A 23,793-nucleotide genomic window follows, 5' to 3' on the forward strand; every position below is an offset into this window, starting at 1 on the left:
TATGGGGTTAGGTATGCGCATGCGCGCGCTGGTTACTGTAGTGGGCCTGCTAGTGATGGCCGTGGCCGTCGAAGCGCTGGCCGCTACCCAAGTACGAAGTGTCCGCTTATGGCGTGCACCGGATAATACCCGGCTGGTTTTCGATCTGTCCGGGCCTGTCCAGCACAGTGTTTTCACGCTGACATCGCCTGATCGCCTGGTCATCGATATCAATGGCGCGACCCTTGCCGGACCGCTGAATGTGGCAACGGCCAACACGCCGATCACCAGCATGCGTTCGGCTCAGCGTACTCCGACGGATCTGCGGGTGGTCATCGACCTGAAAAAGGTGGTCACGCCCAAGAGCTTCACCCTGGCGCCCAACCAGCAATACGGCAACCGTCTGGTGGTGGACCTGTTCGACAATGCCGCCGACGCCAATCCTGCGCCGACTATCCCGGACAACGTGGCCAATACCGCGCCCGCCGTTCCTGTGAGCCCGGCCAAGCCCGAAATCAAGCTGACGCCTGTGCCCAACGGCAAGCGCGATATCGTGGTCGTGATCGACGCCGGTCATGGCGGCGAAGACCCTGGCGCCTCCGGCGGCAGCGGCCAGCAAGAGAAACATGTGGTGTTGTCCATCGCCAAGGAGCTGCAACGCCAGATCAATGGTGAAAAGGGCTACCGTGCCGAGCTGACGCGCACCGGCGACTATTTCATTCCGTTGCGCAAACGTACGGAAATCGCTCGTGCCAAGGGCGCAGACCTGTTCGTGTCCATTCACGCCGACGCCGCACCTTCGAAAGCAGCCTTTGGTGCCTCGGTGTTTGCCTTGTCCGACAAGGGCGCAACCTCCGAAACCGCACGCTGGCTGGCGGACAGTGAAAACCGTTCCGACCTGATCGGTGGTGCCGGTGCGGTCAGTCTGGATGACAAGGACCGGATGCTGGCAGGGGTGCTGCTTGACCTGTCCATGACGGCTTCGCTGTCGTCGAGCCTGAACGTCGGGCAGAAGGTGTTGAGCAATATCGGACGGGTGACTTCGCTGCACAAGTCCCGTGTCGAACAGGCCGGGTTCATGGTGCTCAAGTCCCCTGACATTCCGTCGATCCTGGTGGAAACCGGCTTCATTTCCAACGCCAACGAAGCCAACAAGCTGACCACGGCTGCTCACCAGCAGGCGCTTGCGCGTTCGATCAACTCCGGCGTCAAACAGTTCTTCCAGCAGAACCCGCCTCAAGGCACTTACATTGCCTGGCTGCGGGATAACGGCAAGCTGGCGCAGGGGCCTCGTACCCATGTCGTGCGCTCGGGGGAAACCCTGGCGATGGTGGCTGCCCGTTATGACATGAGCGTGGCGACCCTGCGCAATGCCAACAACCTGAAGACCGATGCCCTGCGCATCGGCCAGGACCTGAGCATCCCGAGCACGGAGGTGGCGGCGCAATAATGAGTGACCTTCTTCTCGACGGCGATCAGGCCGATGCCGCGAATGCGGCCTTGAATGCAGCCCGTATCGAACTGCTCAGCCCGCGACTGGCCAACCAGATTGCTGCGGGTGAGGTGGTCGAGCGCCCGGCTTCGGTCATCAAGGAACTGCTGGAAAACAGCCTGGATTCCGGTGCCCGACGCATTGACGTCGATGTCGAGCAGGCCGGTATCAAGCTGCTGAAAGTCCGTGATGATGGCAGTGGCATTTCTTCCGATGACTTGCCTCTTGCACTGGCGCGACATGCGACCAGCAAGATTCGCGAGCTGGAAGACCTTGAGCGGGTCATGAGCCTGGGGTTTCGGGGTGAGGCACTGGCGTCGATCAGCTCCGTGGCGCGCCTTACCCTGACGTCTCGCACTCGCGATGCCGACAAGGCCTGGCAGGTTGAAACCGAAGGGCGCGACATGGCGCCGCGTGTGCAACCCGCCGCGCATCCGGTCGGTACTTCGGTGGAAGTTCGCGATCTGTTTTTCAATACGCCGGCGCGTCGCAAGTTTCTCAAGGCCGAGAAGACCGAATTCGATCACCTGCAGGAAGTCATCAAACGCATGGCGCTGGCGCGTTTCGACGTTGCTTTCCATCTTCGCCACAACGGCAAGACAGTGCTGAGCCTGCACGAAGCCCATGACGATGCTGCACGAGCGCGTCGTGTCGGGGCGATCTGCGGGCCTGGCTTCCTGGAGCAGGCGCTGCCGATAGAAATCGAGCGCAACGGCCTGCATCTGTGGGGTTGGGTCGGCTTGCCGACGTTCTCGCGCAGTCAGGCGGATCTTCAGTATTTCTTCGTCAATGGCCGTGCGGTGCGCGACAAGCTGGTGGCCCATGCGGTCCGTCAGGCGTATCGCGACGTGCTGTTCAATGGTCGGCACCCGACATTCGTGCTGTTTTTCGAGCTGGATCCGGCTGCCGTGGACGTCAACGTTCACCCGACCAAGCATGAAGTGCGCTTCCGTGACGGGCGCATGGTGCATGATTTCCTGTATGGCACCCTGCATCGTTCCCTGGGTGATGTGCGCCCCGACGATCAGTTGACCAGCGCGCCGATACCCGTGGTCGAGCGCCCAAGCGGGCCGCAGGCCGGGGAGTTCGGGCCGCAGGGTGAAATGCGTCTGGCGAACAATGTGCTGGAGCAGCCTCAGGGCGAGCCTTATGCACGACCGGCGTCTGGCGGTTCGGGCGGTGGCTATCAGTATCAGTACTCGCCACGTCCGACTTCTGCGTTGCCAACTGCCGAAGCGCAAAGTGCCTATCGCGAGTTTTTCGCGCCGCTGCCCGAGGCTGCACCGGCTTCGCTGCCGGAGTCGCAGAGCGATATTCCGCCACTGGGTTACGCGCTGGCGCAGCTCAAGGGCATTTATATCCTGTCCGAAAACGCCCACGGGCTGGTGCTGGTGGACATGCATGCCGCCCATGAGCGCATCATGTACGAGCGCCTGAAAATCGCCATGGCCAGCGAAGGCCTCAGCGGACAGCCGCTGTTGGTGCCCGAATCACTGTCGGTGAGTCAGCGCGAGGCCGATTGTGCTGAAGAGCACATCGCGACCTTCCAGCGCCTGGGCTTCGAATTGCAGCGCCTTGGCCCGGAAACCCTGGCCATCCGGCAGATTCCGGCCCTGCTCAAGCAGGCCGAGGCGAACCGTTTGGTCAGTGATGTACTGGCCGACCTGATGGAATACGGCACCAGCGACCGGGTGCAGGCGCATATCAACGAACTGCTGGGCACCATGGCGTGCCATGGCGCGGTTCGGGCCAACCGCCGTCTGGCCATCCCGGAAATGAACGCCTTGCTGCGCGACATGGAAAACACCGAGCGCAGCGGCCAATGCAACCATGGTCGACCCACCTGGACCCAGATGGGCCTGGACGACCTGGACAAATTATTCCTGCGCGGTCGTTGAATGAATGCTTTACCACCGGCCATCTTTCTCATGGGGCCAACTGCCGCTGGCAAGACCGATCTTGCCATCGAACTGACCAAAGTCCTGCCCTGCGAGCTGATCAGCGTCGATTCGGCGCTGGTCTATCGCGGCATGGATATCGGCACGGCCAAGCCCTCACGGGAACAGCTGGCCGAATTTCCCCATCGTCTGATCGATATTCTCGACCCGTCCGAAAGCTACAGCGCCTCCGATTTCCGTACTGACGCCCTGGCTGCCATGGCCGAAATTACCGCACGGGGAAATATTCCTTTGCTGGTGGGCGGCACTATGTTGTATTTCAAGGCTCTATTGGACGGGCTTGCCGATATGCCTGCCGCCGATGCACAGGTTCGAGCCGAGCTTGAAGCCCAGGCAAAGGCCCATGGCTGGCAGGCGTTGCATGATCAGTTGGCTGCCGTGGATCCGGTGTCTGCGGCACGTATCCATCCCAACGATCCGCAGCGTCTGATCAGGGCTCTGGAGGTGTATCGGGTCAGCGGGATGAGCATGACAGCGCATCGCGAGCAACAATCTGAGCAAACTGCTCAAGCCACAGCGTCCGGGCGTCAGCAATTGCCCTATACTGTGGCCAGTCTCGCGATAGCTCCGGCTGATCGCAAGGTGTTACATGACCGCATCGCGCTACGCTTTTTGCAAATGCTGGATCAGGGGTTTCTGGACGAAGTACTGGCTTTGCGCTCAAGAGGAGACCTGCATTCAGGGTTGCCATCGATAAGAGCTGTCGGTTATCGCCAGGTCTGGGATCACCTGGATGGGAAGCTGACACGGGAAGAAATGCAGGAACGGGGCATCATTGCCACGCGCCAGCTGGCCAAAAGGCAGTTCACCTGGTTACGCAGTTGGGAGAATTTGCACTGGTTGGACAGCCTGGCACGCGACAATCTGCCACGCACCTTGAAATACCTGGGATCGGCCTCCATATTGGGCTGAGTCCTTGCAATTGCCGTCTATCCTTGGGGGGTGGCCGGTTCAAGCCAATCGAATTCGTTTTATTATTATTGATCCTTAAAGGAGTGCGGCACATGTCAAAAGGGCATTCGCTACAAGACCCTTACCTGAATACCTTGCGTAAAGAGAAGGTCGGGGTTTCGATCTATCTGGTTAACGGCATCAAGCTGCAAGGCACCATCGAGTCTTTTGACCAGTTCGTCATCCTGCTGAAAAACACTGTCAGCCAGATGGTCTACAAGCACGCAATCTCCACTGTTGTTCCTGTTCGTCCGATTCGCCTGCCTAGCGCTACCGATTCCGATTCGGGTGATGCTGAGCCAGGTAACGCCTGATAGGAGTCTGCCTTGTTCTTTGAGCGCCACAGTGGTGGTGAGCGGGCCATTCTCGTTCACCTGGATGGTCAGGACCCTGAGGCGCGCGAAGATCCGCAGGAGTTTCAGGAACTGGCCATATCGGCGGGTGCCGATACCGTCGCGTTTATCAACGTGCCGCGTCATCGGCCATCGGCCAAATACCTGATTGGTACTGGCAAGGTCGAAGAGCTTCGCGACCAGGTCAGGTCCGAGCAGGCCGATCTGGTTATCTTCAATCACACCCTCTCGCCCAGCCAGGAACGTAACCTCGAGCGTGCATTCGAGTGTCGCGTGCTGGATCGCACCGGTCTGATTCTGGACATCTTCGCGCAACGTGCGCGCACTCACGAAGGCAAGCTGCAGGTCGAACTGGCCCAGCTTGAGCATATGAGTACCCGTCTTGTTCGTGGCTGGACTCACCTTGAGCGTCAGAAAGGTGGTATCGGTTTGCGTGGGCCGGGTGAAACCCAGCTGGAAACGGACCGTCGCCTGCTTCGGGTTCGCCTGCGGCAGATCAAGGCACGCCTGGAAAAGGTTCGCAGTCAGCGCGATCAGGCCCGCAGAGGGCGCAAGCGCGCCGATATCCCTTCGGTTTCACTGGTGGGCTATACCAACGCCGGCAAATCGACACTCTTCAATGCGGTGACGGACTCTGAAGTGTTCGCGGCCGACCAGTTGTTCGCAACCCTCGATCCGACCCTGCGCCGTTTGCAGCTCGACGACCTGGGGCCGATCGTTCTGGCCGACACCGTAGGTTTCATCCGTCACCTGCCGCACAAGCTGGTCGAGGCTTTCCGGGCGACGCTCGAAGAGTCGAGCAACTCGGACCTGCTGCTGCATGTCATCGATTCCCATGAGCCTGACCGCATGTCGCAGATCGAGCAGGTCATGGCGGTGCTGGGAGAGATCGGTGCCGAGGGCTTGCCGATACTCGAGGTGTATAACAAACTCGATTTGCTGGAAGGCGTAGAGCCTCAGATACAACGCGATGCCGATGGCAAGCCGCAGCGTGTCTGGGTGTCTGCCCATGACGGTCGAGGGCTGGACCTGCTCAAGCAGGCTGTGGCCGAGTTGCTGGGTGACGATTTGTTTGTCGGCACCTTGCGTTTGCCTCAGCGTTTTGCTCGACTGCGCGCACAGTTTTTTGAGTTGGGCGCGGTGCAGAGTGAAAACCATGACGAAGAAGGTGCCAGCCTGTTGGCAGTTCGTCTGCCGCGAGTCGAATTCAATCGCCTGGTGAGTCGCGAAGGACTGCAACCGCTGGAGTTCATTGAGCAACACACTTTGCAATAAAAGCGCGTTAAAGCCATTGTACGGCTTTAACGGGCATTCTGTAGCATTGGTTGGCGCGCCGTGGGCGCGTCTTTGCTTTATCAGATGGAGAGCGCTATGGCTTGGAATGAGCCGGGTGGCAACTCGAATAATCAAGATCCCTGGGGTGGAAAACGCCGTGGCGGCGACCGCAAGGGACCACCTGATCTCGACGAGGCCTTCCGTAAGCTGCAGGAAAGCCTGAATGGGTTGTTCGGCGGCGGTAAGAAACGCAGCAGTGACGGTAATGGCGGCGGTTCGGGTGGCGGCGGTGGCTTCGGCCTGCTGGGCATCGGCCTTGTCGTGCTTTTCGCTTTCTGGCTTTACAACGCCGTTTACGTCGTTGACGAGCAGGAGCAGGCTGTCGTTCTGCGTTTCGGCCAATACTACGAAACCGTAGGTTCGGGTCTGAATATCTATTTCCCGCCGTTCGATCGCAAGTACATGGAAAACGTGACTCGCGAACGTGCCTACAGCAAGCAGGGCCAGATGCTGACCGAAGACGAGAACATCGTCGAAGTGCCGCTGACCGTGCAGTACAAGATCAGCAACCTGCAGGACTTCGTGCTGAACGTCGATCAGCCTGAAATCAGCCTGCAGCACGCGACCGAAAGTGCGCTGCGCCATGTCGTGGGTTCCACGGCGATGGATCAGGTGCTGACCGAAGGTCGTGAGTTGATGGCCAGCGAAATCAAGGAGCGTCTGCAACGCTTCCTCGATACCTATCGCACCGGTATCACCATCACCCAGGTGAACGTACAGAGCGCAGCTGCACCGCGTGAAGTGCAGGAAGCCTTCGACGACGTGATCCGCGCCCGTGAAGACGAGCAGCGTGCCCGCAACCAGGCCGAGAGCTACGCCAATGGCGTGATTCCTGAAGCTCGTGGTCAGGCTCAGCGCATCATCGAAGACGCCAACGGCTACCGCGATGAAGTGGTTTCCCGCGCCAAGGGTGAGGCTGACCGCTTTACCAAGCTGGTTGCCGAATACCGCAAGGCGCCTGAAGTCACCCGCCAGCGTCTGTATCTGGACACCATGCAGGAAGTCTTCAGCAATACCAGCAAGGTTCTCGTGACCGGCGACAAGGGTCAGAACAATCTGCTTTATCTGCCGCTCGACAAGATGATCGAAAGCAGTCGTGGCGGTAGCACCGGAAACACCTCGGGTTCCGGTAGTCCATCCGCGACTGGAACGGATGTCGGTACGCGAGCGCCCGATACCCAGCAGCGCGATGTACGTACCAGGGAGAGTCGCTGATGAGCAATAAATCGCTGATCACCCTTATTGTTGGCGTGGTGCTGGCAATCGTTGCCTGGAACAGCCTCTATATCGTGTCTCAGACCGAGCGTGCGGTTCTGCTGCAATTCGGTCGTGTGGTCAAGGCCGATGTGCCGCCGGGCCTTCATGTGAAGGTTCCTTACATGAACCAGGTGCGCAAGTTCGATGGCCGTCTGTTGACGCTCGACGCGCCTACCCAGCGTTTCCTGACGCTGGAAAAGAAAGCGGTCATGGTCGATGCCTACGCCAAGTGGCGCGTGAAGGATGCGGAGCGTTTCTACACCGCGACTTCCGGCCTCAAGCAGATTGCCGACGAGCGCCTGTCGCGTCGTCTGGAATCCGGCCTTCGTGACCAGTTCGGCAAGCGCACCCTGCACGAAGTCGTGTCGGGTGAGCGTGACGCGCTGATGGCTGACATCACTGGCTCCCTGAACCGCATGGCCGAGAAAGAGCTGGGTATCGAAGTGATCGATGTCCGGGTCAAGGCCATCGACCTGCCCAAGGAAGTCAACCGCAGCGTATTCGAGCGCATGAGCACCGAGCGTGAGCGTGAAGCGCGTGAGCACCGTGCCAAGGGTAACGAGCTGGCTGAAGGTATTCGTGCCGATGCCGATCGTCAGCGCCGTGTACTGCTGGCTGAAGCCTATCGCGAGTCTGAAGAGACGCGCGGTGACGGTGATGCCCAGGCTGCTGCGATCTACTCCAAGGCTTACGGCCAGGACCAGGAGTTCTACGCGTTCTACCGTAGCCTGCGTGCCTACCGCGAAAGCTTCACGAACAAGAGTGACGTGATGGTGCTTGATCCGAGCAGCGAGTTCTTCCGCTTCCTGGAAAAAGCCAAGCCGTAATTCATCAACCCGCCGGGCGGCAAAACCGCCCGGTGGGGTGATCGTACGGTAAAACGTGTGTATGATGCGGCAGCCGGGAAATTCCCGGCTTTTTTGCGTCTGCACGATTGATTGGCCGCAGCCGACTTGGCGAGCGGCAAGATTTTTCGAGGAGAGTGGTCAGCAAGGCCTGTCTCGGGCGTTTGTCGTGCCCGTCATACGGGCGACCACTTTCTGCTTCACTCAAGGCTTGCCTCACGGCTGGCCACCCGGATCACAGGGGAATGGCGTAATGGCAACGGTTGACCGCTGGCTGCTACCAGATGGCATCGAAGAAGTACTGCCACCAGAAGCGGCGCGTATCGAAGTAGCGCGTCGTCAGGTGTTGGATCTGTTCCAGAGCTGGGGCTATGAGTTTGTCGTCACCCCGCATATCGAATATCTGGAGTCTCTGCTCACCGGAGCAGGCTCGGATCTGGATCTGCGCACCTTCAAGGTGATCGATCCGCAGTCGGGACGGCAAATGGGCTTTCGTGCCGATATCACGCCGCAGGTGGCGCGTATCGATGCGCACACCCTCAAGCGTGAAGGGCCAAGCCGTCTTTGCTATGCGGGCAGCGTCCTGCATGCCCAGCCGCGTGCCTTGTCGTCCTCGCGCAGCCCGATTCAGCTGGGCGCCGAGTTGTATGGCGATGCGAGCCCGAGCAGCGATGTCGAAGTCATCAGCCTGATGCTGGCGATGCTGCAACTGGCCGATGTCCCTGATGTTCACATGGACCTTGGGCATGTGGGTATCTATCGTGGGCTGGCCCGTGCGGCCGGTCTGTCGGGCGAGGTCGAGCAGCAGTTGTTCGATGCCCTGCAGCGCAAGGCCATCGATGAAGTCATTGCCCTGACGGCCGATCTGCCGCAAGAGCTGGCCACGATGCTGCGGGCTCTGGTCGACCTGTGTGGTGGTCGTGAAGTCCTGGCTGCTGCGCGCGACCGTCTGGCGAATGCGCCTGCGCCCGTGCTGGCTGCACTGGACGATCTGCTGAGCATCGCCGATCGCCTGTCTGCACGCTTCCCGCAGTTGCCCTTGTATTTCGACCTCGGTGAGCTGCGCGGCTACCACTACCATACCGGTGTGGTCTTCGCGGTGTTCGTACCGGGCGTAGGTCAATCGATTGCCCAGGGCGGTCGTTATGATGATATCGGCGCCGACTTCGGTCGCGCCCGTCCGGCAACCGGTTTCTCCACGGACCTGAAAACCCTGGTGACACTGGGCCGTGCAGAAATCGAACTGCCATCGGGTGGTATATGGATGCCGGACAGTACGGATGCAGCACTCTGGCAGCAGGTTTGCCAGTTGCGCAGCGAAGGGCAGCGTGTGGTTCAGGCTTTGCCTGGGCAGCAGGTGAGTGCAGCGCGTGAAGCCGATTGCGATCGGCAATTGATTCAGCATGGCGAGCGTTGGCAGGTAATGCCGCTGGCTTCTTGAGTATTCCTGCCGGCCGCCGCCGGCACCAAGTTTGCGTGAATGAGGACAAGTGTTATGGGTAAGAATGTCGTAGTCCTGGGCACCCAATGGGGTGATGAGGGCAAAGGCAAGATCGTTGATCTGCTGACCGAACATGCGACCGCTGTGGTTCGCTATCAGGGTGGCCACAACGCAGGTCACACACTGGTGATCGATGGCGAGAAGACCGTCCTGCACCTGATTCCGTCCGGTGTCCTGCGCGAAGGTGTGCAGTGCCTGATCGGTAACGGTGTGGTGGTTGCACCCGACGCGCTGCTGCGCGAAATCGTCAAGCTTGAAGAGAAAGGCATTCCGGTGCGCGAGCGTCTGCGCATCAGCCCTTCCTGCCCGCTGATCCTGTCGTATCACGTTGCTCTGGATCAGGCGCGTGAAAAAGCCCGTGGTGAACTGAAGATCGGTACGACCGGTCGCGGTATCGGCCCGGCTTACGAAGACAAGGTGGCGCGTCGCGGTCTGCGCATTGGCGACCTGTTCCATCGCGAGCGTTTCGCGGCCAAGCTGGGCGAGCTGCTCGACTACCACAACTTCGTGCTGGTCAATTACTACAAAGAGCCTGCCATCGACTTCCAGAAGACGCTCGACGAGTGCATGGAATACGCTGACCTGCTCAAGCCGATGATGCTCGACGTCACCGCTGCGCTGCATGAAATGCGTCGCGACGGCAAAGACATCATGTTCGAAGGCGCCCAGGGTTCGCTGCTGGATATCGACCACGGTACCTATCCGTACGTCACCAGCTCCAACACCACTGCTGGCGGCATTGCCACCGGTTCGGGTTTCGGTCCGATGTACCTGGATTACATCCTGGGCATCACCAAGGCCTACACCACTCGCGTCGGTTCGGGTCCTTTCCCTACCGAGCTGTTCGATGACGTCGGTGCTTTCCTGGCCAAGCGTGGCCACGAGTTCGGTGCTACCACTGGCCGTGCCCGTCGTTGTGGCTGGTTCGATGCAGTCATCCTGCGTCGCGCTATCGAGATCAACAGCATCTCGGGCCTGTGCCTGACCAAGCTGGACGTTCTCGATGGTCTGGAAACCATCAACATCTGTGTCGGCTACGAGAACGAAGACGGTGCAGTCATCGAAGCGCCTACCGATGCCGACAGCTACAACGGTCTGCGTCCGGTCTACGAGCAGATGCCAGGCTGGAGCGAATCCACTCTGGGTGCCAAAACTCTGGCAGAGCTGCCTGAGAATGCTCGTGCCTACATCAAGCGTGTTGAGGAATTGGTAGGCGCGCCTATCGATATCATCTCCACCGGCCCTGACCGCAACGAAACCATCGTTCTGCGTCATCCGTTTGCCTGATCGGGCTCGTTGAGCTATCTAAAAAGGGCCGCATCTTGCGGCCCTTTTTTGTTTCCGGCTGTCTGGTGTTCGGGTACTGGATTGTGCTTGCCGAACGGCACGGCGCTTGCTACACAGAAGCGTCAGAAAAGGTGCCATTATTTTAATGTCACCCATGGTGGAGGGATTCTCCCGTGTCAGCAGTGCTCTCTCTTTTACGCAGCCGCTTGCTGCGTCCGGTTTTCATCGCGCTTGGTATTGCCATTCTGGTGCAGGTGCTTGTTGCAGTCGCTCTTACCCGGAGCACCGTCACGGCGCTGGAGGCGGATCTCGCCAGCCGGTTGGGGGTAGATTCGCAACATTTGTCTTCTGAGCTGGAGCGGGCGAGTAGCGAGGTGACATCAAGTCTTGATGCGCTTTCTGCCAGCACCCGTCAACGCTTGAGTGCCGGCTTGTCTACGCGCCTCAAGGACGAACAGGTGCAATTGCGCGCTACGCTGGAAAAGAGTCTCAAGGATTCGGCTACCGATATGGCCGAGTTGCTGGCGGCGGTGGCGCCGCGGGCCATGTGGGATAACGACACGCCCACATTGTCCGAATTCGCCCGTCGTGCACAGCGCAATCCCAATGTGCTGTTCGTCGTCTACGACGATGCTGCCGGTGAGCACCTGACCCGTTATCTGAACCGTGACAACCCCTTGATCAAGTCGCTGCTCGCCAAGGGTGAAGGCGAGCGCGCCATGGACAAGGTCCTGAATGCCGCGAAAAGCGATCCATCGGTTTACTACATCGAAGCCTCCATCAGCCCTAATGGTGTCGAGATCGGCAAGGTGCGCATGGGGGTTTCCACGGCAGCGGTCGAGGAAAACCTGGTGGCGCTGGACAAGCGCTTCGCGTCCCTGATCACCAATGGCGAGCAACTGGTTTCTGAAAGCCTGGTGAGCGCATCGAAAGATAGCTCGGCAGCGCTTCGCACCCGCTTGCAGTCTGCCCAGAGCGCTGCAACTGCGATGACCAGCAATACAAGCCTTGCCGTTCAAGGTGCGGCTGAAGACCTGCGCTGGAGAATCGGGCTTGGTCTGGCGCTGGTCGGCCTGGGTGTGTTGCTGTTGCTGGCTGTGGTGCTGGGGCGTCGAGTGGTCAGCAAGCTGCATCTGCTGATTGCAGCCCTCAATGATCTGGCGGCAGGCGAGGGCGATCTGACCAAGCGTGTCAGGCTCGACAGCAATGACGAAATTGGCGATATGTCGGCGGCGGTCAACCGCTTCATCGACAAGCTGCAGCCGATCGTGCGCGAGGCGGGCGAAGTGGCTCAGCGTACCGGCGTTGAAATCGGTGTGATGAGTCAGCGTAACGCCGGCGCCGATGCGGCGGCTGAGCGGCAACGTGACGAAGTGGCGGCCAGCCTGAAGGCTCTTGAGCAGATGGCCGATGAGGCGCAGTCGGAAAGCAATGCCATGCAGGCTGCCTTGCAGCAGGTGGTTGGCATCAAGCAGGCGACCGACGAGAACACTCGCACCTCGAATCAGGTGGGAGGTTTGATCGAGGCGCTGGCCGGGCAGGTGGAAACCGGGGCGAAAGTCATCGAGCGTCTGGCGCAGCAGAGCGAGCAGATCGAAGTCGTGCTTGAAGTGATTCACGGCATTGCCGAGCAAACCAACCTGCTGGCCCTGAACGCGGCCATCGAAGCGGCTCGCGCTGGCGAAACCGGACGTGGTTTTGCGGTGGTGGCCGATGAGGTGCGTGCACTGGCCAGCAAGACCCAGAGTTCCACCGGAGATATCCAGGAGCATATCGGTGCCTTGCAGCGCGGTGCCAAGGAAGCAGTGGCTGCCATTGGTCTTGCCGGGCGGCAGGCCAAGGAAGGGTTGGCGGTTCTGCGCGATAGCGCGAAGCTGCAACAGACAGTGCAGGAGTCAGTCGAGCAGGTGCATGCGGCAATCGATCTGGCCACCAGGGCGGCGGAGCATCAGGCCGAAGGTGCTCAGGCGGTGCGTGGTCGTGTCGAAGTGATCCATGCTCAGGCCGAGCAGGCTGCCAAAGCGGTCGTCGAAACTACGGCCAGCGGCAAGGTGCTCAATGGGCTGGCTGCGCAGTTGAAGGCGAGTCTGGGGCAGTTCAGGGCTTAGTTGTGGGGTTTTCGCGAATGAATTCGCTCCCACAGTAGGGGAGAATTCATTCGCGATGCTACAAATTCCAAACCCCGAAAAGCACAAAACCGAGCGCTAGGCTCGGTTTTGTTTGAATTGGTGCCCAGAAGAAGACTCGAACTTCCACGACCTTGCGGTCACCAGCACCTGAAGCTGGCGTGTCTACCAATTTCACCATCTGGGCAGCATCTTCAGCGCTGTACGCCGTTGATGGGGCGCACTATACGGAGGGAGTTTCGATCTGTAAACCCCTGTTTTGGTTTTAATAATCAAAACCCTGAAATGCAAAAACCCGCTTTCGCGGGTTTTTGTTTGAGCCTGAAGATTGATGTAATCTGCAGCTCTGAATTGGTGCCCAGAAGAAGACTCGAACTTCCACGACCTTGCGGTCACCAGCACCTGAAGCTGGCGTGTCTACCAATTTCACCATCTGGGCAGTATCAACAAGTGTTTGCCTGTCGATGGCGCGCACTATACGGAGCGCCTTTTGAGCTGTAAACCCCTGTTGCCAAAAATATTTGGAAAATTTCGCAGGCGGCGTCCAGTACGGTTTTTCGCGCCATCCGGAAGGATTTTTAGAGGGGCAGGTGAGTCTGAAATTTCCCGTTTCAATAGGTGTATGCCAAACTAACCCACATATAGACAAGGTGAAAACTCTCTAATGGCCGATTGGCAGTCCCTCGATCCCGAGGCCGCTCGTGAAGCGGAAAAATACGAAAACCCTATTCCCAGCCGTGAGCTGATTCTGCAGCACCTTGCCGAGCGCGGTTCGCCGGCAAGTCGCGAGCAACTGGTCGAAGAGTTCGGCCTGTCCACCGAGGATCAATTCGAGGCCTTGCGTCGTCGTCTGCGGGCGATGGAGCGCGACGCTCAGTTGATCTACACCCGCCGCGGAACCTACGCGCCGGTGGACAAGCTGGACCTGATCCTGGGCCGCATCACCGGACACCGTGACGGTTTCGGTTTCCTGGTTCCCGATGATGGCTCCGACGACCTGTTCATGAGTCCGGCGCAGATGCGTCTGGTGTTCGACGGCGACCGTGCCTTGGCACGCGTTTCTGGCCTCGACCGCCGTGGCCGTCGTGAAGGTGTCATTGTCGAAGTCGTTTCCCGTGCTCACGAAACCATCGTTGGTCGCTACTTCGAAGAGAGCGGCATCGGTTTCGTCATCCCGGATAACCCGAAGATCCAGCAGGAAGTGCTGGTGACGCCCGGTCGCAACAACAATGCGAAAGTCGGTCAGTTCGTCGAGGTGAAAATCACCCACTGGCCGACGCCGCGCTTCCAGCCGCAAGGTGATGTGGTTGAAGTAGTGGGCAACTACATGGCGCCCGGCATGGAAATCGATGTCGCGTTGCGCACCTACGACATTCCCCATGTATGGCCTGAAGCCGTGCTCAAGGAAGCAGCGAAGCTCAAGCCGGAAGTCGAAGAGAAGGACAAGGAAAACCGCGTCGACCTGCGTCACTTGCCTTTTGTGACCATTGACGGTGAAGACGCTCGCGACTTCGACGATGCGGTCTACTGTGAAGCAAAACCGGGCAAGCTGCGCCTGTTCTCCGGTGGCTGGAAGCTCTATGTGGCGATTGCCGACGTATCGAGCTACGTGAAAATCGGCTCGGCGCTGGATGCAGAATCCCAGGTGCGCGGCAACTCGGTGTATTTCCCCGAGCGCGTGGTGCCGATGCTGCCTGAGCAGTTGTCCAACGGCCTGTGCTCGCTGAACCCGCTTGTTGATCGTCTGGCCATGGTTTGTGAGATGACCATCTCCAAGACCGGCGAAATGACCGACTACGTCTTCTACGAAGCCGTCATTCACTCCCATGCTCGCCTGACCTACAACAAGGTCAGCACGATTCTGGAGCAGCCGAAGACTTCCGAGGCCAAGGCGCTGCGTGGCGAATACGCTGAAGTGGTGCCGCACCTCAAGCAGCTTTATGCGATGTATAAAGTGCTGCTGGGCGCGCGTCATGTGCGTGGCGCAATCGATTTCGAGACTCAGGAAACCCGGATCATTTTCGGTTCCGAGCGCAAGATTGCCGAAATCCGTCCGACGACCCGCAACGATGCTCACAAACTGATCGAAGAGTGCATGCTGGCTGCGAACGTGGCCACTGCCGAATTCCTGAAGAAGCATGAAATTCCTGCGCTCTATCGTGTTCACGATGGTCCGCCGCCAGAGCGTCTGGAAAAGCTGCGCGCTTTCCTGGGCGAGCTGGGTCTGTCGCTGCACAAAGGCAAGGAAGGTCCTACACCGAAGGATTATCAGGCGTTGCTGGAAACCGTGCGCGATCGTCCGGATTACCACCTGATCCAGACCGTGATGCTGCGTTCGTTGAGTCAGGCGGTCTACAGCTCGGACAACAACGGTCACTTCGGTCTGAACTACGAAGCGTACACGCACTTCACTTCGCCGATCCGTCGTTATCCCGACCTGCTCACGCACCGGGCCATCCGCAGCGTGATCCGCTCGAAGCAGGATACGCCGCACGTTCGTCGTGCCGGTGCTGCAACGATTCCGAAGGCGCGTATCTATCCTTACGACGAAGCCATTCTGGAACAGTTGGGCGAGCAGTGCTCCATGAGCGAGCGCCGTGCCGACGAAGCTACGCGTGATGTGGTGAACTGGCTCAAGTGCGAGTTCATGAAGGATCGCGTGGGCGAGTCGTTCCCGGGTGTGATCACGGCCGTGACCGGTTTTGGTCTGTTCGTCGAGCTGACCGATATCTACGTCGAGGGTCTGGTTCACGTAACCGCCTTGCCGGGCGATTACTACCACTTCGACCCTGTGCATCACCGCCTTGCGGGTGAGCGCAGTGGTCGCAGCTTCCGTCTGGGCGATACGGTCGAAGTGCGTGTCATGCGCGTCGATCTGGATGAGCGCAAGATCGACTTCGAAGTGTCCGAGAAGACGACCAGTGCGCCTGTCGGTCGCAAGCGTCGCGGCCAGGAAACTGCGCCTGCACCTGCTGCCGAGAAGGAAAAGTCAGCGGCCAAGCCTGCCGGGCGTCGTGGTTCTTCGACCAAGGAAGCCGTATCCGAAGCCTATCGTCCCAGCGATGCCGCGGCGAAAAACGCCGAAGTGCGCAAGAGCCGGGAAATGAAAAAGGCTCTTCTGGATCAGGCAAAGACCGGCGGCAAGACTTCCTCGGGTAAATCCGACAAGTCGGGTTCTGCTGCGTCGAAACCCAGTAAACATCGTAAGGGTCCGTCCAAATCGGGCTCTGCTCCAGCTGCGAAAAGTGGCGGGGCGCGTAAACCCAAGGCCAAGTCATGAGTCAGTTGGAAAAAATCTACGGCGTGCACGCTGTAGAAGCGTTGCTGCGTCACCACCCAAAGCGGGTCAAGCACATCTGGCTGGCTGAAGGCCGGAACGATCCTCGGGTCCAGGTGCTTGTCGAGCTGGCTGGCCAGAATCGCGTCACTATCGGTCAGGCTGAGCGTCGCGAGATGGATGCCTGGGTCGAGGGTGTGCACCAAGGCGTGGTGGCAGATGTCAGTCCGAGCCAGGTCTGGGGCGAGGCGATGCTCGATGAGCTGCTGGACCGTACCGAAGGTGCGCCGCTGATTCTGGTGCTCGATGGCGTTACCGATCCGCATAACCTCGGCGCATGCCTGCGTACCGCCGATGCGGCCGGCGCGCTGGCGGTGATTGTGCCCAAGGACAAGTCCGCCACCCTGACGCCCGCTGTGCGTAAAGTTGCATGTGGCGCGGCGGAAGTCATTCCGCTGGTGGCCGTGACCAACCTGGCCCGCAGCCTGGAAAAACTCCAGCAGCGCGGTCTGTGGGTTGTCGGTACGGCTGGCGAAGCCGAGCAGGAGCTGTATCAGCAAGACCTCACCGGCCCGACCATCCTGATCATGGGTGCCGAAGGCAAAGGCATGCGCCGCCTGACTCGCGAGCACTGCGACTATCTGGTACGCCTGCCGATGGCCGGTAGCGTCAGCAGCCTGAACGTCTCGGTCGCAACCGGCGTCTGCCTGTTCGAGGCGATGCGCCAGCGCAGCGTCAAAGCGGCCTCGGCGAAGAAGTAGGTGTTAGCGGCAAGCTGCAAGCTATAAGCTTCAAGCGGTCATGGTGCGGCTTGTAGCGTGTAGCTTCCCGCTTGCAGCTTGCGGCTTGCGGCTTTCTCTTGCAGCTTATAGCTTGAGGCTTGCAACTTCCTCTTTCCCTTGCAGCTTCTTCTCCCCTTCTCTACAATTGCGCCCCTTGCTGTCACGGCAGGCGCTTTCGTGTCTGTCCCTGAGCAAGACTAACAGTGTCATTCACTCCTTGTCTGACCGCTTTGGCGGCAGGCTACAACCCGTAAGGAGCATTCATGCGTCATTACGAAATTATCTTTTTGGTCCACCCGGATCAAAGCGAGCAAGTCGGCGGCATGGTTGAGCGTTACACCAAGCTGATCGAAGAAGACGGCGGCAAAATCCACCGCCTGGAAGATTGGGGCCGTCGTCAACTGGCCTACGCAATCAACAATGTTCACAAGGCTCACTACGTGATGCTGAACGTTGAGTGCACTGGCAAGGCCCTGGCCGAGCTGGAAGACAACTTCCGTTACAACGATGCTGTGATCCGTAACCTGGTCATCCGTCGCGACGAAGCCGTAACTGGCCAGTCCGAGATGCTCAAGGCTGAAGAGAACCGCAGTGAGCGCCGTGAGCGTCGTGACCGTCCTGAGCACTCCGACAGCGCCGATGGCGATGACGGTGACAACAGCGACGTTAGCGATAACGCTGACGAGTAATCCACGGACCTTTTGAGGAGCCTATTACATGGCACGTTTCTTCCGTCGTCGTAAATTCTGCCGCTTCACCGCTGAAGACGTGAAAGAGATCGATTACAAAGATCTCAACACTCTGAAAGCTTATGTATCCGAGACCGGCAAAATCGTTCCAAGCCGCATCACCGGTACCAAAGCACGTTATCAGCGTCAGCTGGCCACCGCTATCAAGCGCGCCCGCTTCCTGGCCTTGCTGGCCTACACCGACAGCCACGGCCGCTGAGACCAGGTAGTCGACAAAACGTAACAAGGGATAGATAGCATGCGCGCCCTGGCTGAATTCATCATGCGCGGCCGTATGCAGGCCACTTTGCTAGTGGCTGGATGTGCGGCATTGCCGCTGTTGTTCTGGTTAAGTGCTGCTGCAGGTTGCCTTGTGCTCCTGCGACGCGGGTTCAGTGATGCCGTTGGTGTCCTGGCCTGGGCTCTGCTGCCGGCTTTGGCCTGGTGGTATTTCGGTGAGCCACGTACAGCCATGGTGCTGTTCGGTTCACTGAGTTTGGCAATGGTTTTGCGTGCCAGCGAGTCCTGGGTCCGCGTGCTGCTGGTCAGCGTGGCGTTGGGTATGTTGTATGCAGTGATTCTGGGCACGGTTTTCCGCGAACCCATTGAAGCGATGTCGCAGGAGTTGCAGAAACACCTGCCGGCAATGCTCACGGGGCTCTACGAGCAATTGAACGTAGAAGAGCGAGCGCGTCTTGGAGCACTGATTACACCGGTACTCAATGGCCTGATAGCGTCGTTGCTGCAAATCGTTACAGTGCTGACCCTGATCCTGGGGCGTTACTGGCAAGCGTTGCTGTACAACCCGGGTGGTTTCGGACGCGAATTTCGTGCCCTGAGACTCCCGCTGATACCAACATCGGTGCTGTTGGTGTGCATGCTGCTGGGGCCGAACTTCGGTCCGCAGATGGCGATGCTTACACCGCTGTGCAGCGTACCGTTGTTGTTCGCCGGGCTGGCCCTGATTCATGGGATGGTGGCTGAAAAGCGACTGGCCAGGTTCTGGCTGGTGGGGATGTACATAACGCTGCTGGTCTTCATGCAGCTGATCTATCCGTTGCTCGTGGTGATAGCCATTGTCGACAGCCTGATTGATTTTCGCGGTCGCCGGAAGCCGAAAGACTCCGGAGAAGGCCCTGCGAACGGTGAAGGTTAAAAGTTAAGAGGATTTTCCACATGCAACTGATCCTTCTGGAAAAAGTCGCGAACCTGGGCAACCTGGGCGACAAAGTAAACGTTAAGGCCGGCTACGGTCGTAACTACCTGCTGCCATACGGCAAAGCAACCGCTGCAACCGCTGCCAACCTGGCTGCGTTTGAAGAGCGTCGTGCAGAGCTGGAAAAACTGGCTGCAGAGAAAAAGGCTTCTGCCGAAACTCGCGCTGCCCAACTGGCTGAGCTGGAAGTGACCATCACTGCCACCGCTGGCGACGAAGGCAAGCTGTTCGGTTCGATCGGTACTCACGACATCGCTGATGCACTGACCGCCTCTGGCGTTGAAGTTGCAAAAAGCGAAGTTCGTCTGCCGAACGGCACTATCCGTAACGTCGGCGAATACGACGTTGCCGTGCACCTGCACAGCGACGTTGAAGCGACCGTTCGCGTTGTCGTGGTAGCAGCTTAAGCAGTACGCAATCGTCTGGCGGCTTTGCCGTTAGAGGATTAACATCGGGCACGATCCTGTTTACAGGTCGTGCCTTTTGTCTTTCTGCCAGCCCCTATTCTGTAAACCTCGAATTCAAGTGGCCATGAACGATATTTCCGCCCCCGAGCAATACGATCTGCAAACTGCTGCCCTCAAGGTGCCGCCGCATTCCATCGAGGCCGAACAGGCTGTGCTCGGTGGTTTGATGCTGGACAACAACGCCTGGGAGCGTGTGCTTGATCAAGTATCCGATGGCGATTTCTATCGGCATGACCACCGCCTGATCTTCCGCGCCATTGCCCGGTTGGCCGATCAGAACAGCCCGATCGACGTTGTGACCCTGTCCGAACAACTGGACAAGGAAGGTCAGACGTCTCAGGTGGGTGGTCTGGCGTACCTCAGTGAGCTGGCGAAAAACACGCCGTCTGTCGCCAACATCAAGGCCTATGCCCAGATCGTTCGCCAGCGAGCGACCCTGCGTCAGTTGATCGGCATCAGCAACGAGATTGCCGACAGCGCCTTCAACCCCGAAGGCCGTACCGCCGAGGAAATTCTCGACGAGGCCGAGCGGCAGATCTTCCAGATCGCCGAGGCGCGTCCCAAGACCGGCGGTCCGGTGGGCGTCAATGACCTGCTGACCAAGGCCATCGACCGTATCGACACACTGTTCAACAGCGATAACGCGATTACCGGCCTGTCCACGGGCTATACCGACCTGGATGACAAGACCAGCGGCCTGCAGCCGGCCGACCTGATCATCGTTGCCGGTCGTCCGTCCATGGGTAAGACCACGTTCGCCATGAACCTTGTGGAAAACGCGGTGCTGCGCAGCGACAAGGTTGTACTGGTCTACTCGCTGGAGATGCCAGGCGAATCGCTGATCATGCGTATGCTGTCTTCCCTGGGCCGTATCGACCAGACCAAGGTGCGTGCCGGCCAACTGGACGACGATGACTGGCCGCGCCTCACGTCGGCTGTGAACCTGCTCAATGACCGCAAGCTGTTCATCGACGATACGGCCGGTATCAGCCCGTCCGAGATGCGTGCCCGTACTCGTCGTGTTGCTCGCGAGCATGGCGACATCGCCATGATCATGATCGACTACCTGCAACTGATGCAGATTCCGGGCTCTGCCGGTGACAACCGGACCAACGAGATTTCCGAGATTTCCCGCTCGTTGAAAGCCCTGGCCAAGGAATTCAACTGCCCGGTCATTGCCCTCTCGCAGCTCAACCGCTCCCTGGAGCAGCGCCCCAACAAGCGCCCTATCAACTCCGACTTGCGGGAATCCGGAGCGATCGAGCAGGACGCCGACGTCATCATGTTCGTGTATCGCGACGAGGTGTATCACCCGGAAACCGAGCACAAGGGCATTGCCGAGATCATCATCGGCAAGCAGCGTAACGGCCCGATCGGTACGTCCCGTCTGGCGTTCATCGGCAAGTACACCCGCTTCGAGAACCTGGCGCCGGGCAGTTACAACTTCGACGACGAGTAGGGGCGAATGATTCGCCCTCATATGTGCTCAGTAATCCGACCACTATCGTCGGATTTGATCATTTTTTGTGCTATATTCCGCGCCCGCGATTTTTCCAACGTGCAAACGTAGGTCCTGACATGCAAGCAGCCAAGCCGTTATTTGACTATCCCAAGTACTGGGCCGAATGTTTCGGACCGGCGCCTTTCCTGCCGATGAGCCGGGAAGAAATGGATCAGCTTGGCTGGGATTCCTGCGATGTCATCATCGTCACCGGCGATGCCTATGTGGATCACCCGTCTTTCGGCATGGCGATCATTGGTCGCTTGCTGGAGTCCCAGGGTTTTCGCGTCGGGATCATTGCCCAGCCTGACTGGCAGTCCAAAGACGACTTCATGAAGCTCGGCGAGCCGAACCTGTTCTTCGGTGTCGCTGCTGGCAACATGGACTCGATGATCAACCGCTATACCGCGGACAAGAAGATCCGTTCCGACGACGCCTATACCCCGGGCGGTCTGGCCGGCAAGCGTCCGGATCGTGCGAGCCTGGTCTACAGCCAGCGCTGCAAGGAAGCCTACAAGCATGTCCCGATCGTGCTGGGCGGTATCGAAGCCTCGCTGCGCCGCATCGCGCATTACGATTACTGGCAGGACAAGGTTCGCAACTCGATCCTGATCGACGCCAGCGCCGACATCCTGCTCTACGGCAATGCCGAGCGTGCGATTGTCGAAGTCGCCCAGCGTCTGTCCTACGGCCACAAGATCGAAGAGATCACCGATGTGCGCGGTACGGCGTTCATTCGTCGCGATACGCCTGCTGGCTGGTATGAAGTCGACTCCACGCGTATCGACCGTCCGGGCAAGATCGACAAGATCATCAACCCGTACGTGAACACTCAAGACACCCAGGCCTGCGCCATCGAGCAGGAAAAAGGCCCGGTAGAAGATCCGAACGAAGCCAAGGTCGTGCAGATCCTGGCCAGCCCGCGCATGACCCGCGACAAGACGGTCATCCGCCTGCCTTCGGTCGAGAAAGTCCGTAACGACGCCGTGCTCTATGCCCACGCCAACCGCGTGCTGCACCTGGAAACCAACCCGGGCAACGCCCGTGCGCTGGTTCAGAAGCATGGCGATGTGGACGTCTGGTTCAACCCTCCGCCCATTCCAATGACTACCGAAGAAATGGACTACGTGTTCGGCATGCCCTATGCGCGCGTTCCGCACCCGGCGTATGGCAAGGAGAAGATTCCGGCCTACGACATGATCCGTTTTTCGGTCAACATCATGCGCGGCTGTTTTGGTGGCTGCACCTTCTGTTCGATCACCGAGCACGAAGGGCGGATCATCCAGAACCGTTCCGAAGATTCGATCATTCGCGAAATCGAAGAGATTCGCGACAAGGTCCCAGGCTTTACCGGCGTTATTTCCGATATGGGCGGCCCGACCGCGAACATGTATCGCATCGCCTGCAAAAGCCCGGAAATCGAATCGGCGTGCCGCAAGCCGTCCTGTGTTTTCCCTGGCATCTGCCCGAACCTGAACACCGACCATTCGGCACTGATTCAGTTGTATCGCAGTGCCCGCGCCTTGCCGGGCGTGAAAAAGATCCTGATCGCTTCCGGCCTGCGTTACGACCTTGCGGTCGAGTCGCCGGAGTACGTCAAAGAGCTGGTGACCCACCACGTGGGTGGTTACCTGAAGATCGCCCCGGAACACACCGAGGAAGGTCCGCTCAACCAGATGATGAAACCGGGCATCGGCAGCTATGAAAAATTCAAGCGCATGTTCGAGAAGTATTCGAAAGAGGCAGGCAAGGAGCAGTACCTGATTCCTTACTTCATCGCCGCCCACCCGGGCACCACCGATGAAGACATGATGAATCTGGCACTGTGGCTCAAGGGCAATGGTTTCCGCGCCGATCAGGTGCAGGCGTTCTATCCGTCGCCAATGGCTTCGGCAACTGCCATGTATCACTCGGGTAAGAACCCGCTGCGCAAGGTCACGTACAAGAGCGATGGCGTCACCATCGTCAAGAGCGAGGCTCAGCGTCGTCTGCACAAGGCGTTCCTGCGCTATCACGACCCCAAAGGCTGGCCGATGCTTCGCGAAGCGCTGGAGCGCATGGGCCGTGCCGACCTGATCGGCCCGGGCAAGCATCAGTTGATCCCGCTGCATCAGCCGGCGACCGACAGCTACCAGAGTGCCCGTCGCAAGAACTCGACGCCGGCTGGCAGTCACAAGGTGGGCAAGGGTGGCAAGACCAACCTGATCCAGACCCAGCACACCGGCCTGCCGCCACGTGGCAGCGACGGCAGCAAGCCTTGGGATAAGCGCGAAGAAGCCAAGGCCGCTGCGCTCGCTCGTAACAAGCAGGCTGCCAAAGAGCGGATGGAAGCCGCCAAGGGCGGAAAGGGCAAGAAGCCAGCCCGCAAGCCAGTGGTGCCGCGCTAACGGCTCAGCAGTCAAGGCCAATGAATCACTTTGTGGGAGGCAGCTTGCTGGCGACTTCAGCGTACAGACGCAGAATATTGGCCGGTTTCACAGGCCTTTTCGCCAGCAAGCTGCCTCCCACAAGTTTTGCGGCGTGACCCCGGGGGCGAATTCATTCGCGAAGCCCTTCGCGAATGAATTCGCTCCTACGATTGGGCTTCTGCCTCATTTTTGTGCGTCCCTTTGCACCACGAATCTGAATTGGCGCGATCCTGGTGCTGTGCTTAGCTGATCCAGTCACTTCAATATCGCTGGCGCAGGCTTTGTTCCGCATGGCATAAGTCTTGCGCGGTTCAATGACCGTCCAGGCCG

At 59.1% G+C, this 23,793-nt stretch carries 18 protein-coding genes and 2 tRNA genes; 18 read left to right on the plus strand and 2 right to left on the minus strand.

What is annotated here, in order from left to right:
- Window positions 1–13: 13 nt before the first annotated feature.
- From KQP88_RS02730 to KQP88_RS02775, 10 genes are all read left to right on the plus strand, one after another.
- Entirely contained in the window at window positions 14–1,429 is a 1,416-nt protein-coding gene (locus KQP88_RS02730) for an N-acetylmuramoyl-L-alanine amidase (protein WP_308507693.1), read from the plus strand.
- Window positions 1,429–3,369 (plus strand): DNA mismatch repair endonuclease MutL, encoded by a 1,941-nt coding sequence (gene mutL, locus KQP88_RS02735; RefSeq protein WP_253950541.1) that lies wholly within the window; start codon window positions 1,429–1,431, stop codon window positions 3,367–3,369. The genes KQP88_RS02730 and mutL overlap by 1 nt, the downstream gene beginning before the upstream one ends.
- On the plus strand, window positions 3,370–4,341 hold the full coding sequence (gene miaA, locus KQP88_RS02740) for a tRNA (adenosine(37)-N6)-dimethylallyltransferase MiaA (RefSeq protein ID WP_216704784.1): 972 nt from the start codon (window positions 3,370–3,372) through the stop codon (window positions 4,339–4,341).
- A gap of 92 nt (window positions 4,342–4,433) precedes the next feature.
- Complete coding sequence (gene hfq, locus KQP88_RS02745; RefSeq protein ID WP_025258296.1) at window positions 4,434–4,694, plus strand: RNA chaperone Hfq; 261 nt, start codon at window positions 4,434–4,436, stop codon at window positions 4,692–4,694.
- A gap of 12 nt (window positions 4,695–4,706) precedes the next feature.
- The gene (gene hflX / locus KQP88_RS02750; RefSeq protein WP_200995023.1) at window positions 4,707–6,008 is read left to right on the plus strand and encodes a ribosome rescue GTPase HflX; all 1,302 of its coding nucleotides are present in this window, start codon (window positions 4,707–4,709) and stop codon (window positions 6,006–6,008) included.
- 96 nt (window positions 6,009–6,104) lie between these two features.
- Window positions 6,105–7,283 (plus strand): FtsH protease activity modulator HflK, encoded by a 1,179-nt coding sequence (gene hflK, locus KQP88_RS02755; RefSeq protein ID WP_200995022.1) that lies wholly within the window; start codon window positions 6,105–6,107, stop codon window positions 7,281–7,283.
- A complete protein-coding gene (hflC, locus tag KQP88_RS02760) occupies window positions 7,283–8,152 on the plus strand; it encodes a protease modulator HflC (protein ID WP_117167319.1) in 870 nt (289 codons plus the stop codon). Before hflK ends, hflC begins: the two co-directional genes overlap by 1 nt.
- Before the next feature lie 271 nt (window positions 8,153–8,423).
- On the plus strand, window positions 8,424–9,611 hold the full coding sequence (locus KQP88_RS02765; protein ID WP_198724385.1) for an ATP phosphoribosyltransferase regulatory subunit: 1,188 nt from the start codon (window positions 8,424–8,426) through the stop codon (window positions 9,609–9,611).
- A 54-nt stretch (window positions 9,612–9,665) separates the two neighbouring features.
- Window positions 9,666–10,958: an adenylosuccinate synthase gene (locus tag KQP88_RS02770; RefSeq protein WP_117167321.1), complete on the plus strand. Its 1,293-nt coding sequence runs from the start codon at window positions 9,666–9,668 to the stop codon at window positions 10,956–10,958.
- 173 nt (window positions 10,959–11,131) lie between these two features.
- Window positions 11,132–13,066 (plus strand): methyl-accepting chemotaxis protein, encoded by a 1,935-nt coding sequence (locus KQP88_RS02775; RefSeq protein WP_216704785.1) that lies wholly within the window; start codon window positions 11,132–11,134, stop codon window positions 13,064–13,066.
- A 118-nt stretch (window positions 13,067–13,184) separates the two neighbouring features.
- Here the strand turns inward: KQP88_RS02775 and KQP88_RS02780 are convergent.
- Both KQP88_RS02780 and KQP88_RS02785 read right to left on the minus strand, forming a co-directional pair.
- A tRNA-Leu gene (locus tag KQP88_RS02780) sits at window positions 13,185–13,271 on the minus strand.
- 165 nt (window positions 13,272–13,436) lie between these two features.
- Window positions 13,437–13,523: transfer RNA gene (locus KQP88_RS02785), tRNA-Leu, on the minus strand.
- Window positions 13,524–13,748: 225 nt separating this feature from the next.
- On the opposite strand from KQP88_RS02785, the gene rnr reads away from it, so the two are divergent.
- From rnr to KQP88_RS02825, 8 genes are all read left to right on the plus strand, one after another.
- Window positions 13,749–16,364, plus strand: a complete 2,616-nt coding sequence (gene rnr, locus KQP88_RS02790; RefSeq protein ID WP_216704786.1) for a ribonuclease R — start codon at window positions 13,749–13,751, stop codon at window positions 16,362–16,364.
- The gene (gene rlmB, locus KQP88_RS02795) at window positions 16,361–17,122 is read left to right on the plus strand and encodes a 23S rRNA (guanosine(2251)-2'-O)-methyltransferase RlmB (protein WP_198724388.1); all 762 of its coding nucleotides are present in this window, start codon (window positions 16,361–16,363) and stop codon (window positions 17,120–17,122) included. Before rnr ends, rlmB begins: the two co-directional genes overlap by 4 nt.
- Before the next feature lie 284 nt (window positions 17,123–17,406).
- Window positions 17,407–17,832, plus strand: a complete 426-nt coding sequence (rpsF, locus tag KQP88_RS02800) for a 30S ribosomal protein S6 (RefSeq protein ID WP_002551828.1) — start codon at window positions 17,407–17,409, stop codon at window positions 17,830–17,832.
- Window positions 17,833–17,860: 28 nt separating this feature from the next.
- Window positions 17,861–18,091 (plus strand): 30S ribosomal protein S18, encoded by a 231-nt coding sequence (gene rpsR / locus KQP88_RS02805; RefSeq protein WP_002551829.1) that lies wholly within the window; start codon window positions 17,861–17,863, stop codon window positions 18,089–18,091.
- A 39-nt stretch (window positions 18,092–18,130) separates the two neighbouring features.
- Window positions 18,131–19,027: a YybS family protein gene (locus tag KQP88_RS02810; RefSeq protein WP_200995019.1), complete on the plus strand. Its 897-nt coding sequence runs from the start codon at window positions 18,131–18,133 to the stop codon at window positions 19,025–19,027.
- Between the two features lie 20 nt (window positions 19,028–19,047).
- On the plus strand, window positions 19,048–19,494 hold the full coding sequence (gene rplI / locus KQP88_RS02815; protein WP_025258306.1) for a 50S ribosomal protein L9: 447 nt from the start codon (window positions 19,048–19,050) through the stop codon (window positions 19,492–19,494).
- Window positions 19,495–19,618: 124 nt separating this feature from the next.
- On the plus strand, window positions 19,619–21,013 hold the full coding sequence (dnaB, locus tag KQP88_RS02820; protein WP_200995018.1) for a replicative DNA helicase: 1,395 nt from the start codon (window positions 19,619–19,621) through the stop codon (window positions 21,011–21,013).
- A 119-nt stretch (window positions 21,014–21,132) separates the two neighbouring features.
- Window positions 21,133–23,442, plus strand: coding sequence for a YgiQ family radical SAM protein (locus KQP88_RS02825; protein ID WP_200995017.1), 2,310 nt, complete (start codon window positions 21,133–21,135; stop codon window positions 23,440–23,442).
- The last annotated feature ends 351 nt before the right edge of the window (window positions 23,443–23,793 follow it).

The sequence above is a fragment of the Pseudomonas lijiangensis genome (assembly GCF_018968705.1).
In the GTDB taxonomy this organism is placed as follows: Bacteria; Pseudomonadota; Gammaproteobacteria; order Pseudomonadales; family Pseudomonadaceae; genus Aquipseudomonas; species Aquipseudomonas lijiangensis.